Here is a 13,022-nt window from a genome sequence, read left to right as displayed (position 1 = left end):
TGCCCGCGGCGCCGGCGCTTTCACGCTCAGCGCTTGATCTGGGCGAGCGGATGCTCGGGCGGATAGGTCGGCGTGATGGGCTTCTTGGCGCCGAGCATCACGCACATCAGCGCGTCTTCCTCGCCGATGTTGATCTCCTCGCGGTACACGCCCGGCGGCACCGACACCAGGTCGCGGTCGGTCAGGATGGTTTCGAAGCGCTGGCCGTCCTTCTCGAGGACCAGCTTGATCTTGCCGCGCAGGATGAAGAAGACCTCTTCCACATCGGTGTGCAGGTGCGACGGGCCCTCGTGGCCGGCCGGAATGATCATGGTCGAGAAGGTGAAATTCTCGGACGGCACGGTATTGGTGTCGGCCGCCACGCCGGTGCCGCCGGTGCCGAGATAGCGCATCTGCGCACGGCGGTACTTGGGGTCGTGGTCGGCCTGGAACTTCAGCGCGTCCCAGTCGTAGCGGCGCGTGGAGAAGCGTGCCACGCGGCCCTCCATCCACTGGTCGAAGGAAGCGCCTTGCGGCTGCTCCCAGGAACGCTTGATGTTTTCTTGTTGGGAAAGATCGCTCATTTGGTTTCCTTCTTGGCTCAGTGCATGACGAAGCCGCCGTTGACGGCCAGCGTCTGGCCTGTCACGAAGCGCGACAGGTCGGAGAGGGCGAACAGCACGGCCCCGGAAACATCCGCGGGGAGCTGTTCGCGCGAAATCGCGCGTTGTTCGCGATAGAGGTCGCGCCTCTTCTGGGGCACGTATTCGGTGGCCTCGACCATGGTCAGGCCCGGCGCGATGGCGTTGACGGTGACGTTGTCGCCGCCGAGTTCGCGCGCCAGCGAGCGGGTCATGCCGATGATGGCGCTCTTGCTGGCCACGTAGGCCAGCAGGTTGGGCGCGCCCCACAGCGGCGTGTCCGAGGCCAGGTTGACGATGGCGCCGCGGCCCGATGCGCGCAGCGCCGGCAGGCAGGCGGTGGTCATCAGCCAGGTGCCGCGCACGTTGATGTTCATCACGCGGTCCCAGGTGGCGATGTCGATGGCCGATGCGTCGCGGCCGCCCGAATCGGTCACCGCGGCATTGTTGACGAGGCCATCCAGCCCGCCCAGCACGGCCACCGCTTCGGCGGCGCAGGCCTTCACCGATTCGGGGCTGCCGAGGTCCAGCACGATGGGCACGACGTTCAGCCCGCGCGCCTTCAGCGTCGCGACTTCTTCCTGCAGGCGCTCGGCCAGGATGTCGGCCATCGCCACCGCGGCGCCGGCTTCGGCGATCTGCGTGGCGAAGTCCAGCCCGAGCCCGCGCGCCGCGCCGGTCACCAGCACGCGGCGGCCGGCCAGCAGCTTGTTGCGGTTGGTCTCAGGCATGGCTCGCCATCCCGCCGACGGGCTTGAGCATGGCGACCGGCTCGTCCGCGACTTCCTGGTCGGCACGGCGGCGCAGCAGGCGGCGCACGCGGGTGATACCCACGTCGTGCTGGTACAGCGTTTCGTGGTCGCGCGCGTTCGGCGCCATCATTTCCAGCACCACGCGGTCCTGCTCCAGCACGTCCCAGTGCAGGCCTTCGAGGCGGTTGCGATACAGGAAGCGCCACACGTCGCGCTCCCAGCCCTGCACGTGGCGGGTGCGCCAGAAGAACACCATGCAGTGGTCCTCGTCGACCGGCGTGGCCATGCCGACGATGCCGAACGGGCCGCCCGGGCCGACCTTGGCGCGGTAGGGGATCGCCAGGCGCAGCCACAGCGTGCCGGTCTCGCCGAACTCGACCCAGTCGAAGTTCACGCCGCGCTGGCCGGTCTTCTCGAACACCAGGCCGGTGTCGGTCTCGCGCACCGACATCACGGCCTGCTTCTCGCCGCTGGCCATCGAGTGCGAGACCGCGTGCAGGTAGGCCCCGTGCATCGGGTCCATGACGTTGTCGATGGCGTAGCGGTAATTGCAGTCCCAGTGCGCCACGCACAGGAAATGGCTGTGCTCGTCGCTCTCCAGTTCTTCCGGCAGGCGCAGCGCGTCGGCACCGCCCTCGCCTTGCACCGGGGCGCGCTCGCCGAACCACAGGAAGATGGCGCCGGCCTTTTCCTGCACCGGGTAGCTGCGCACGCAGGTCTTGCCTTCGAGCGGGCAGCTATCCACCGCCGGCACGCTCTTGACCTGGCCGTCGCCGCCGACTTCCACGCCGTGGTACCAGCAGGCCACGCGGTCGCCGAGGTTCCAGCCCATCGACAGACGCGCACCGCGGTGCGGGCAGCGGTCTTCCAGCGCGTGGACCTGGCCGGCGCCGTCGCGCCACAGCACGATGTTCTGGCCCAGGCGCGTGATGCCGATCGGCGCGTGCGCGACCGCCCACGAGGCGGACACCGGATACCAGTAGTTATGCAGACCGCTGTTCAGGCGCGCTTCAGCACGCGCTTGCTTGTTGGATTCCATTGTTTGCTCTCTAGCCTCTTGCGGGTACCGGATCGGATCGCAGTTGCGAAGATGGGGCGTCTTGCCGTGCCGCCTGCCGTCGCGATCGCGTTGATGTTGTTGGCGTCGGGCCGGCCTGCCCTACGCGCCGAGCCGGCGCAGCTCGGCGAGCAGGCGCTCTTCGCTCCAGGCCTGGCCGTCGGCGCCCAGGAAGCCGGCCTGGTTGAAGGCGCGCACCAGGTCTGCCGGGTTCAGGGCACCGGCTTCGAAGGCGGCTTCCAGCGCATCGCCGAGCGCGTTCTCGTAGGCGGTCGGCGCCGCGGCGCGCGTTTGCCACACGACGTTGGCCACCTTGCCCGGCTGCTCGATGTGGCCCTTGCCGGCGACGTTGTTCGGCGCCGGGCGCTCCCACGGCGCCAGGTTCGGGTTGTATGCGAGGTCTTCCATTGCGCTGCTCCTATGCACCTTCGTTGCCTGCTGTCTCATCCGTGTTTTGTTTTACTGGTAAAACACTGATTTAAATATTGAACACAGACACCACTATAGACAACGAAACTTCAAAAATAGACTGGGGTTTACCCTTTGATTTGACGACTATCCGCAGGAAGCGGCCAGGCCGGGCCGCAGCCTGGATCTGGGCGAGCGCCGGGCGCGCGGATCAGCTGCGGATCCAGCGCGCCACCGCTGCGGCCTGCTCGACATAGCAGGCGTGGCCGGCATCGGGGATGAGGGCGAACGGCAGGTCGAAGCGCTCGGCCAGCGCCGCACCGGCCGGCGGTGGCGTCACCACGTCCAGCGCGCCGCAACCCACGCGCACGCTCGCGCCCTGGGGCCGCTGCCGCAGGTAGTGCTCGATGGCGTCGCCGCACAGCATGGCCACCGCCTGCCGGTAGCCGCCCGGATGGAGCCGGCGCATGTTCCAGCTCACCCAGGCCCGCGCGTCGGCGCCGGCCGCGCCGCTCAGCAGCCGTGCCGGCCCGCGTTCGGCGAGGCCTTCCACGCCGACGGCGGCGAGCGCGTCGAGGCGTTGCCGTTCCACTTCAAGGGCCTTGTCTTCCTTGCCGGCGCCGCCGTAGCCCTGCGCGGGGCTCAGCAGCAATGTGCGGGCGGGCAGCAGTGCGGGGGCCGCCTCGGCAAGGAAAGCGCAGGCCATCAGCGCGCCCAGCGAATGACCCACGATGACATCGGGCCGCACATCCAGCACGCGCAACAGGTCCTGCAGGCGCCGGCCGTAGTCGGCGGCGGACGGCGCGGCCACCGCCAAAGGCTGCGAGTTGCCGTAGCCGGGGGCGTCCCACGCGATCACGCGCGCGTCGGCCGCCAGCAGGCTGGCGCAGGGCAGCCACGAAGCCGCCCCGGAACTGATGCCGTGCAGCAGGACGATCACCGGGCCGCGCTTGCCGCCGCTGCGGTAGGCGACTTGCGCGCCAGCGGCGGTGACCACGCGTTGTTCGGTGAAAGCGCTGTCCAGGGCGCGCAAGAGTTCCGGCACGGGTTGCGGGATTGCGGGCGAGGTCTTTTGTTCCATATATGAAACTTTAGTTTTCAGATAAAACCTAGGAAATATAGACCGGCCTTCGGGGAAGCGTGATCCGGGTTAACCCCGCGACGAAAAATTTCTCCGCAAGCCGCATTGCGGCTCGTCGTCCCGACATCCAGGCATTCTCCCGCTCCCCGTTTTTCCGCATGGCCAAGCCGGCGGCGCCTTTCGGAGCGGCGGACCGCCCTGGCAATGGCGCGGGCCGGGCCTGCCGCGGCGCATCAACCGGCACATGCGCGCCGCCGCCCGTGCAGCGCCGCCGTCGCTTCCCGACATCACTAGGGATTTCCCGCTCCTGCCATTCGCGAGATCACCAGCTATATTTTGCTCGTTGTTTCTTATGTAATCTGATGTTTTACCTATAAAACATAAAGCGGAAAAGTGCATGCTTTCCTCATGCGCTCTTTCCGCCGCGCACGGTCTCGCAGAGCACCGCGGCGCCCTTACACCACATGGCAGAAAAGAGAGGAATCGTTAAATGAAACTTGGACGGATCGCGCTGGCTGCCCTGGCAGCGGTGCCCATGCTTGCCTCGGCCCAGTCATCGGTGACGCTGTATGGCGTGGTCGATACCGGCATCGAATACGTGAACAACGTCGGCGCGGCAAAGGACAACCTGTTCCGCATGACGACGCTGACCGGCACGGTGCCGTCGCGCTGGGGTATCCGCGGGACCGAAGACCTGGGCGGCGGGCTCAAGAGCCTGTTCGTGCTCGAGTCCGGCTTTGCGCCGGATTCCGGCAGCGCCAACCAGGGCGGCCGCCTGTTCGGCCGCCAGGCGCTGGTAGGCTTGTCCGGCCAGTGGGGTCAGGTGGCCCTGGGCCGGCAGTACACCATGCTGTTCTGGGCCACGCTGGACCCGGACATCCTCGGGCCCAATGTATTCGGCTCCGGCTCGCTCGACAGCTACCTGCCGAATACGCGCGCCGACAACGCGGTCTCGTACAAGGGCACCTTCGGCGGCTTCACGGTGGGCGCGACGTACAGCTTCGGACGCGACTCGGTCAACGCCGGCCCGAGCCCTTCTGGCGCAAATTGCGCGGGAGAGAACCCGGCCAACCACACGCAATGCCGCGAGTGGTCCGCGCTGCTGCAGTACGACAACAAGACATGGGGCGTGGGCGCGGCCTACGACTCGCTGCGCGGCGGCCCCGGCGCGTTCGCAGGCCTGACCAGCAGCAGCCTGCGCGATGACCGCCTCTCGCTCAACGGCTACATGCTGCTGTCCAAGGCCAAGCTCGGCGCCGGCGTGATCCGCCGCGACAACCAGGGCAGCCCGACGCCGCGCAGCGACCTCTGGTACGCCGGCATGGCCTACGACATCACGCCCGCGTTCACGCTGGCTGGCCAGCTCTACTACCTCAAGTATCACAACAGCGACAACAAGGCGATGCTGTACGCGCTGCGCGGCACCTATGCCTTCTCCAAACGCACCTCGGTGTACGCCACCGCGGGCTATATCGACAATGGCGGGCAGTCGGCCCTGTCGGTGAGCGGCGGCGCGCCTGGCTCCAATCCGAAGCCGGGCGGCTCGCAGCTGGGCGCGATGCTCGGCATCAAACACACGTTCTGAGCGCCAGGGCGCCGGCAGGCGCCTGCCGGGCCGCGGCCCGGCATGAAGTCAATCGAGAGGGGGTATCCCATGAAGTCCGCAATCCGCATCCTGCTTGCCGCCATGGCGGCGACAAGCGCCCTGCTGGCGCCCGCCGCGAGCCACGCGCAGGCCTATCCCGCCAAGCCCATCACGCTGGTGGTGGCCTATCCCGCCGGCGGCGATACCGACGTGCTGGCCCGCCTGATCGCCGAGAAGCTGTCCGCACGGGTGCATCAGTCGGTGGTGGTCGAGAACCGCACGGGCGCCGCCGGCACCATCGGCAGCGCCTACGTGGCCAAGGCCCCGGCCGACGGCTATACGCTGCTGGTCGCGCCCAATACCGTGGCCATCGCGCCGCTGGTGCTCAAGAGCGGCACCGGTGCCGCCTACGACGTGCGCGCCGACTTCACGCCAGTGGCGCAGCTTGGCGTGCAGTCGCTGTTCGTGGTGGTCGGCAAGGGCACCGGCATCACCAGGCTGCCGGACCTGGTCGCGCGCGCCAGGGCGGGCAGCCTGCAGACGTACGCGAGCCCGGGCAACGGCTCGCCGATGCATATCCTGGGCGAGCTGTTCAACAAGGCTGCGGGCGTGAAAATCTCGCAAGTGCCCTATCGCGGCACCGCGCCGGCGGTGGTCGACGTACTGGGCGGCCAGGTGCCGATGACGTATATCACGCTGGGCGCGGTATCCCAGTACATCGGCACCGGCAGCATCGTGCCGCTGGCGGTGGCGGACCTGAAGCGCTCGCCGTTCGCGCCCAACGTGCCGACGCTCGCCGAGCTTGGCTACAAGGATGTGGAAATTGGCGCGTGGCAGGCGCTGCTGGCCCCGAAGGGGCTGCCGCCCGAGCTGGTGAAGACGCTGAACGCCCACGTCAACGACATCCTGAAGATGCCTGACGTGGTGGCGCGCATGGCCACCATCGCGGTCACGCCCGTGGGTGGCGAGCCGGCCGTGCTCGGCAAGCTGATCGCGTCGGACGCTACGCGCTACAGCAAGATCGTGAAGGAGTTCGGCATCCAGGCCGACTGAGCCTCGCCGCTGCCGATGCGGCGTGGAACACGGGCCCGCCTTGCGCGGGCCCGTTTGCGTCAGCGCTGGCCGAAGCTGGCGCCGAAGAACAGGTCCTTGTACTCGCGCGGCTGCGAGCGCCAGTATTGCCTGGGCGCGTGGACCTGCGCGCCGAGCTTCGCCGCCGCGTGCCATGGCCAGCGCGGATCGTAGAGCATGGCGCGCGCCAGCGAGACCACATCCGCCTCGCCGTTGGCGATGATGGCCTCGGCCTGCTCGGGTTCGGTGATCAGGCCCACCGCGATGGTCGGCAAGCCCACTTCGGCCTTGACCCGCTGCGCGTAGGGAACCTGGTAGCCCGGTCCGAGCTTGATGGCCTGCTGCGGCGAAACGCCGCCGGTGGTCACGTGGATGGCCGCGCAGCCGCGCGCCTTGAGCGCCCTGGACAGCGCCACGGTGCCGTCGATATCCCAGCCGCCCGGCACCCAGTCCGTGGCGGAGATGCGTACCCACACCGGCTTGTCGGCCGGAAACGCGGCGCGCACGGCGTCGAACACTTCGAGCGGGAAGCGCATGCGGTTTTCCAGGCTGCCGCCGTATTCGTCGTCGCGCTTGTTGGCCAGCGGCGAGAGGAACTGGTGCAGCAGGTAGCCGTGCGCGGCGTGGATCTCGATGCCGTCGAGGCCAAGGCGCGCGGCACGCTGCGCGGCGGCCACGAAGTCTTGCCGGATCTTGTCCATGCCGGCGCGGTCGAGCGCCTGCGGCGGATCTTCACCCTCGGCGTGCGGCACCGCGGATGGCGCCAGCGTCTTCCAGCCACGCGGCTCGTCGGGACGGATCTGGCTGCCGCCATCCCACGGCGCCTGGCTCGACGCCTTGCGCCCGGCATGGGAAATCTGGATGGCAATGGCGATCGGCGCGTGCGCTCGGGCCGCGGCAATCACCTTGCCCAGCGCGGCTTCGTTGGCATCCGAGTAGAGGCCCAGGTCCTGCGGCGTGATGCGCCCTTCCGGCGATACCGCCGAGGCCTCGATGATCAGCAGCCCCGCGCCGGACAGCGCGAGCTGGCCGAGATGGATCATGTGCCAGTCGCCGGCCGATCCGTCTTGCGCCGAGTACTGGCACATGGGTGCAATGGCGATGCGGTTTTCGAGCCGCAGGTTTCCGATCGAAAGCGGCTGGAACAATTGACTCTGGCTCATGGGGCACGGCTCCTTGCGGTCTGTGGCATGCGCGGCAGGCGCCGCACGCGCGTCTCGGGCGTCCCGGCCATTCTAGAACGGCTGCGTTTTCCGCGTCGGCGCGCGAAGCAGATGCTGCCGCTATGGCGCGCGCCCCGCGCCGGGCAGAGGCGGCAGGCCCAGCATGCCGAGCACCGGCCTGACCGCGCCCTCGAGCAGCGCGCGCTGCGGATTGATCCGCGCCAGCACGCGCACGCCGAGCAGCACCGCCAGCAGCTGGGTCGCGGCATCCTCGGCCGGCAGCACCTGCGGGACCTCGCCACTGGCTTGCCCCGCCGTCATGCAGCGCTGGAAGAAACGCTTGAGCTGGTCCAGCTCGGCGACGATGGCGCGCTGCAGTTCCTCGTCCTCGGGCGTCGACTCCACCGCCGCGTTGACCAGCATGCAGCCGCGATGGTGCTCGTCGGCGAGCGAGCGCTCGACGATCTCGCCGAAGAAGGCGGCAATCGCATGGCCCGGCGGCAACGCCGACTCCAGCCGGTCGATCCGGTCATGCAAGGTCTTGCCCAGGTAGTGTTCCAGCGCGCGCCGGTATAGACCGCGCTTGTCGCCGAAGGCGTTGTAGAGGCTGGGCTGCGTCAGGCCAGTCAGCCGCACCAGGTCGCGCGTGGAGGTGGCCTCGAAACCCTTGGCCCAGAAGGCATCTCCGGCGGCGTCCAGTACCTGCTGCTCATCGAATCCGCGCGGTCGCGCCATGGTGGTTCCTTGCCGTGTGATCAGGTGACGTGGTTTGCATCTGGGAACGAAGGGAATGACGTTTTCTATCGTTCGCAACAGAACGATTATATATCGATTGATACATAACACAAGACGGCCGCCCTGTCTGCCGGGTGCCCGGGCGAAGCCGCTGTTTGATCAAATGATCGAAAGCCGGTCCCGGGCGGCATGCTGCGGCGTGCGTCGGCGTGCGTCCGGGCGGGGCGACGCAGTGGCCGCGTGGTGCACTACGCCGGACTGGCGCATGGCTGGCGCAGCGGCCCCGTCGAAGAACTGGCCCCGGACCGGTTCGCCGCCGGCGGCGGCATCGAAGTCAAGGCCGTGCCGCTGAGCGCGGACATCGGCGAAGAAGCCGTCCGGCGCGCCCGCTCGCGCCTGGGCGAAGACCGCTACCGGCTGCTGACCAACAACTGCGAGCACTTCTGCTCGTGGTGCCTCTACGGCGAGAGCCACAGCGAACAAGTGCAGCGATGCCTGGCGCGTCCGCTGATGGCGCTGCGGCTGCTGGGTGCCATCGCCGCGACGTGGTGCCGCGGCCTGCGGGCCGCGCGCCCCGATGCCGTCGCCATGCCCGCCTGATGCCCGCCTGATGCCCGCCTGTTAGCGCGCGCCGCTCAGGCCATATGGGTGGCGCCCGGCTGGGCGCTGCGCTCGCCCGCCGTGACGTGGGCGATGGCGTCGAGCACTTCGCTCACTTCCGGCACCACGCCTTTCGCGCCGACGGACACCGACTGCCCCGGCGTGCTGATGCCGAAATGCTGGCTGTCGGTCACGGTAAACAGCATGACCGAGGGCTTGCCCAGCGCATCCGCCAGATGGACGAAACCCGTGTCCGTGCCGACCACCAGGGCCGCGGCATCGACGCGTTGCGCGCATTCGGTGATGGTCATGCGCGGCAGCACCTCCGCGCCCGGGATTTCCGCGGCCAGTGCTTCGGATTCCGCGCGCTCGGCCGGCGACCCCCACGGCAGCTGGATCTTGTAGCCGCGGCCCGCCAGTTCCCGGCCCACGGCAATCCACCGTTGCGCCGGCCATTTCTTGGCCTCGACCGAGGTGGCATGGAAGAGCATCGCGCGCGCAATGCCGTCAGCGTTCAGCGGCGTGGCGGGCGCGGGCACGCGCAAGGCATAGTGCTCGGCGGCATCGATCGGGTATCCCAGCGCGTTGGCGACCACCATGCGCATCTTGTAGCGCGCCGTGGCATCGCCATGCGGCCCGAAGATCTGCGTATAGGCAAAGACGGCGCGCGCCTCGCCGAGGTATTCGGCCGCGTAGCCGAGCCGGCGGCGCGAGCGCGCAAGCCAGGCCACGATGGCGCTCTTGTAGACGCCATGCACGTCCACCACCACGTCGTACTTTTCCCGGCGCAGCTGCCAGAGCGCGCCGATGATGGCACGCAGGTCGGCCCAGCTGCGCGACTTCTTGAAGCCGCGCAGCGGCGGTGCGATCACGCGATCCACGTCCACGGCCCAGCGCGGGATATCCGCGCAGGAAGCGTCCGCCACCCAGTCGATCTTGGCCTCGGGGTAGGCGCGGCGCAGGTCGGACACCAACGGCAATGTGTGGACCATGTCACCCAGCGAGGTGATCTTGATGACGAGAATGCGTTTCATGGGCGGTTCGGATAGCGGAGGAACGGGCCGGGAGCCGGCGAGGCCGTAGTATGCACCAGCACCCCAGCCGGCGCACCCCCGCGGCGGGCGCCCGGTCGCCCGGCCTAAGCCCAGACCGCCGGGCTCGCCACCACCGTGGCAAAACGGTCGTTCAGCGCGACCAGCGCCCCCCGGTGGACCTCGTGGGCCGCAAGCGGCGCGCCGCCCAGAGGATCGGGCAGGTCACGCGTGGCGCAGGCCGAGGCGACCACGGTCGTGCGATAGCCGTGGTCGAGTGCCGAGCGCACCGTGGCGCTGATGCACATATGGGTCTGGAAGCCGCCCACGATCAGCTCCTTGCGCCCGAGCCTTTCCAGCAGCGCCGCCAGCGTGGTGCCGGCGAAACTGTTCGGCAGGCTCTTGACCACGGTGTGCTCGCCCGCGCCCGGCTCGAGCCCTTCGATGATCGCAGCATAAGGACCTTCCGGATCGAAAGCGCCGCCGCTGCCGGGCCGTCCGTGATGCACCACGTGCACCACAGGGCTGCCGTGGCGCCGCGCCAGCGCCAGCAGATCGGCGCAGGCAGCGGTGGCGGCAGGCATGCCGGTCAGCGGCAGCTTGCCGTCCACATACTCGCGCTGGTGGTCCACCAGCACCAGCGTGGCGGCCTCCCAGGCCGAAGGGGCGCGGCTGGCGCCGGCAAGGTCGAGCAGGGTAAAGGGGGTGGACATCGTGACTCCTTTCTTGCGTGCAGTGTGCAGATGGCGGCCCCGCCGGGGCCGGCAGGCGCCGTCCTGGCGTCTACCGTGCAGGCGATGATAGGCCGCGCTATCCTGTTCGGCAATTCTCAATCCGCTCACATTCACTGTGCAAAAACGTTCACTGCATTGGGACGACCTGCTGACCTTGTCCACGCTGATCCGTACCGGCAACTACTCGGCCTGCGCGCGCGAACTGGGTGTGACGCACGCCACCGCAATCCGTCGCATCCGGCGGCTGGAGAGCGCGCTCGGCAAACCGGTGGCGACGCGCACCGAAGGCGCTTTCGCCCTGTCGGCCGCCGGGCGCGCGGCGCTGGCGGCAGCGCAGCAGATGGAAAATTCGGCCGAGCGCCTGCTGCGCGAGGTGGAGGATGCGGGCGCGGGCGTCTCCGGCGTGGTCAGCATCGCCTGCACGGCGGCGCTCGGCAGTCACTTCCTCACCCCGCGTTTGTCCACGCTGTACCGCGCCCACCCGCAGCTCGAAGTCAGGCTGGAGACGGACAACCGCATCGCCAGCCTGGCGCGGCGGCGCGCGCACCTGGCGGTACGGCTGGCGCGGCCGCAGGAACACGACGTGATTGCGCAACGCGCGGGCAGCATGGGATTCGGCCTCTATGCGCCGGCGCGGGCGGCCGATGCGGGACCCTGGCCGCAAGCCGAGCTCGCGGCCGCGCCGCTATGCGGGCTGCTCGACGAAGGGCTTGCGCTGCCGGAATCGGAATGGACGCACAGGGCCGCCGCGCGTACCGGTTTCCAGTCGAACAATATGCTGGCGGTGCACGAGGCGATCTGCAGCGGGCTTGGCATCGGGCTGTTGCCGCACTACCTGGCGCGCGGCGATGCGCGGCTGGCGCTGGTGCGCGAAGTGCCCGAAGTGGTGCGGGAGATATGGCTGGCCTATCCGCAGGAGTTTCGCGGCGCGTCGCGCTTCCGGCCGGTGATCGAGTGGCTTGCGCACACGCTTGAGACCTGCCCCTGAGATGACGGGCCAAAGCAAACGCCCGCCATGCGGCGGGCGTTTGCTTCGTCGGGACCGCGCGCTCAGGCAGGCATGGCTTGCGCGCCGCGGGCGGACCCCGGGGCGGCTACCGAAGCGGTCAGCAGGTCGGCCGCGGCCTCGATCCGCTGCGGTGCGCCGAACAGCCGCGCCACCACAAGTCCGCTCTGCAGCGCACCGAGCACAGCCTGCGCCATCGATTGCGCCGATATCGCGGCAGCCGTCTGCTGCGTGGCGTACACGCTCTCGAACAGGCGCGTGAGCCAGGATTCGTTCACGCGATAGTACTCCTTGAGCACCCGGTGCACGGGTTCCGGCAACATCAGCGCCTCGGTCGACAGCATGCCGACCAGGCAGATGCCGTCGCCGCCCGCCGAATCCAGCCACGGCTTCAGGAATTCGCGCGCCTGCGCTTCCGGCGGCAGGGCCGCGTCGATGTGGCGCACGCGTTCGCACACGCGGGCGCTGTATTCCGTCACGGCAGCCTCGACCAGGTCTTCCTTGGACGGGAAGTGGTAGTGGATGCTGGAGGTCTTCACACCCACTCGCTCGGCCAGGTCACGATAACTGAAGCCATTGAAACCCCGCTGACCGACCAGCACCAGCGTGTGCTCGAGCAGTTGTTCGCGTACGGATCGGGTTGTCATATGGCATGCATCCGCATTTCGGCGGACCCTCTTGACGTCGTTCAGAACAAAAACAGATCACACGGCGAAGGGACCGGAAACGCCGGCCGTTCGCCGCGTGCCCCGCTCCCGACTGCGGAAGCGGGCACCTTGACTTCGCTCAGGCGTTGGCGCCTTCGGTGAAGACATCGAACTTGCCGGTGCGGGCGCCATCGGTGAAGGCATCGCGGTTGCCGCTGCGCGCGCCATCGGTATAGCCGTCGCGGTTGCTGATGCGCGCCGGGCTGGCCGATACGCCGACGCGGTCCAGGCCGGCCACGATACGGGCGCCGTCGGTGTACGGGTCGAACTTGCCTACGCGGGCGCCATCGGTGAACGCGTCGCGGTTGCCGTTGCGGGCGCCGTCGGTGAAGGCGTCGCGGCTGCCGTTGCGCGCCGGGCTGGCCGACACGCCGACGCGGTCCAGGCCGGCCACGATACGGGCACCTTCGGTGTACGGGTCGAACTTGCCGGTGCGGGCGCCGTCGGTGAAGGCGTCGCGGTTGCCGTTGCG

13 protein-coding genes and 2 pseudogenes are annotated in these 13,022 nt (G+C 68.8%); 4 read left to right on the top strand and 11 right to left on the bottom strand.

Translation table 11 applies throughout. The features are described 5' to 3' along the window. Positions 1-26: 26 nt before the first annotated feature. The 5 genes from AB4Z48_RS23040 to AB4Z48_RS23020 all read right to left on the bottom strand — a co-directional run bounded on the left by AB4Z48_RS23040 (position 27) and on the right by AB4Z48_RS23020 (position 3,918). Positions 27-563: a cupin domain-containing protein gene (locus tag AB4Z48_RS23040; RefSeq protein ID WP_441618211.1), complete on the bottom strand. Its 537-nt coding sequence runs from the start codon at positions 561-563 to the stop codon at positions 27-29. Positions 564-580: 17 nt separating this feature from the next. Then, positions 581-1,351, bottom strand: coding sequence for an SDR family oxidoreductase (locus tag AB4Z48_RS23035; protein ID WP_441618209.1), 771 nt, complete (start codon positions 1,349-1,351; stop codon positions 581-583). Further along, positions 1,344-2,411 (bottom strand): Rieske 2Fe-2S domain-containing protein, encoded by a 1,068-nt coding sequence (locus AB4Z48_RS23030; RefSeq protein ID WP_441618207.1) that lies wholly within the window; start codon positions 2,409-2,411, stop codon positions 1,344-1,346. The genes AB4Z48_RS23035 and AB4Z48_RS23030 overlap by 8 nt, the downstream gene beginning before the upstream one ends. Before the next feature lie 120 nt (positions 2,412-2,531). Next, complete coding sequence (locus AB4Z48_RS23025) at positions 2,532-2,837, bottom strand: recombinase-like helix-turn-helix domain-containing protein (RefSeq protein WP_441618205.1); 306 nt, start codon at positions 2,835-2,837, stop codon at positions 2,532-2,534. Between the two features lie 211 nt (positions 2,838-3,048). Further along, positions 3,049-3,918, bottom strand: a complete 870-nt coding sequence (locus tag AB4Z48_RS23020; RefSeq protein WP_441618203.1) for an alpha/beta fold hydrolase — start codon at positions 3,916-3,918, stop codon at positions 3,049-3,051. A 490-nt stretch (positions 3,919-4,408) separates the two neighbouring features. Here AB4Z48_RS23020 and AB4Z48_RS23015 point away from each other — a divergent pair, with 490 nt between their 5' ends. Both AB4Z48_RS23015 and AB4Z48_RS23010 read left to right on the top strand, forming a co-directional pair. Beyond that, positions 4,409-5,503, top strand: coding sequence for a porin (locus tag AB4Z48_RS23015; protein ID WP_441618201.1), 1,095 nt, complete (start codon positions 4,409-4,411; stop codon positions 5,501-5,503). A gap of 69 nt (positions 5,504-5,572) precedes the next feature. After that, positions 5,573-6,556, top strand: coding sequence for a Bug family tripartite tricarboxylate transporter substrate binding protein (locus AB4Z48_RS23010; RefSeq protein ID WP_441618199.1), 984 nt, complete (start codon positions 5,573-5,575; stop codon positions 6,554-6,556). 59 nt (positions 6,557-6,615) lie between these two features. On the opposite strand, the gene AB4Z48_RS23005 is transcribed toward AB4Z48_RS23010, so the two are convergent. Continuing rightward, positions 6,616-7,737 (bottom strand): NADH:flavin oxidoreductase/NADH oxidase, encoded by a 1,122-nt coding sequence (locus AB4Z48_RS23005; RefSeq protein WP_441618197.1) that lies wholly within the window; start codon positions 7,735-7,737, stop codon positions 6,616-6,618. A 120-nt stretch (positions 7,738-7,857) separates the two neighbouring features. Then, a complete protein-coding gene (locus AB4Z48_RS23000) occupies positions 7,858-8,472 on the bottom strand; it encodes a TetR/AcrR family transcriptional regulator (protein ID WP_441618195.1) in 615 nt (204 codons plus the stop codon). A 231-nt stretch (positions 8,473-8,703) separates the two neighbouring features. Here AB4Z48_RS23000 and AB4Z48_RS22995 point away from each other — a divergent pair. Beyond that, a pseudogene (locus tag AB4Z48_RS22995) lies at positions 8,704-9,072 on the top strand (lecithin retinol acyltransferase family protein); the annotation flags it as partial. A gap of 35 nt (positions 9,073-9,107) precedes the next feature. Here AB4Z48_RS22995 and waaC read toward each other — a convergent pair. Then, on the bottom strand, positions 9,108-10,106 hold the full coding sequence (gene waaC / locus AB4Z48_RS22990; RefSeq protein ID WP_441618193.1) for a lipopolysaccharide heptosyltransferase I: 999 nt from the start codon (positions 10,104-10,106) through the stop codon (positions 9,108-9,110). 104 nt (positions 10,107-10,210) lie between these two features. Beyond that, on the bottom strand, positions 10,211-10,816 hold the full coding sequence (locus AB4Z48_RS22985) for a cysteine hydrolase family protein (RefSeq protein WP_441618191.1): 606 nt from the start codon (positions 10,814-10,816) through the stop codon (positions 10,211-10,213). 136 nt (positions 10,817-10,952) lie between these two features. Between AB4Z48_RS22985 and AB4Z48_RS22980 the strand changes: the two genes are divergently transcribed. Beyond that, complete coding sequence (locus tag AB4Z48_RS22980; RefSeq protein ID WP_441618189.1) at positions 10,953-11,825, top strand: LysR family transcriptional regulator; 873 nt, start codon at positions 10,953-10,955, stop codon at positions 11,823-11,825. A gap of 62 nt (positions 11,826-11,887) precedes the next feature. On the opposite strand, the gene AB4Z48_RS22975 is transcribed toward AB4Z48_RS22980, so the two are convergent. Together AB4Z48_RS22975 and AB4Z48_RS22970 are read right to left on the bottom strand one after the other, a co-directional pair. Beyond that, positions 11,888-12,490 carry a TetR/AcrR family transcriptional regulator gene (locus AB4Z48_RS22975; protein WP_441618187.1) on the bottom strand — a complete coding sequence of 201 codons (603 nt, stop codon included), beginning with the start codon at positions 12,488-12,490 and terminating at the stop codon, positions 11,888-11,890. 139 nt (positions 12,491-12,629) lie between these two features. Further along, positions 12,630-13,022, bottom strand: a pseudogene (locus AB4Z48_RS22970) (copper resistance protein CopQ); the annotation flags it as partial.

Origin of the sequence: Cupriavidus sp. 2TAF22 (genome assembly GCF_052115045.1) — a bacterium.
Taxonomy (GTDB): Bacteria; Pseudomonadota; Gammaproteobacteria; order Burkholderiales; family Burkholderiaceae; genus Cupriavidus.
This window is presented reverse-complemented; position numbering and strand designations above follow the sequence as displayed.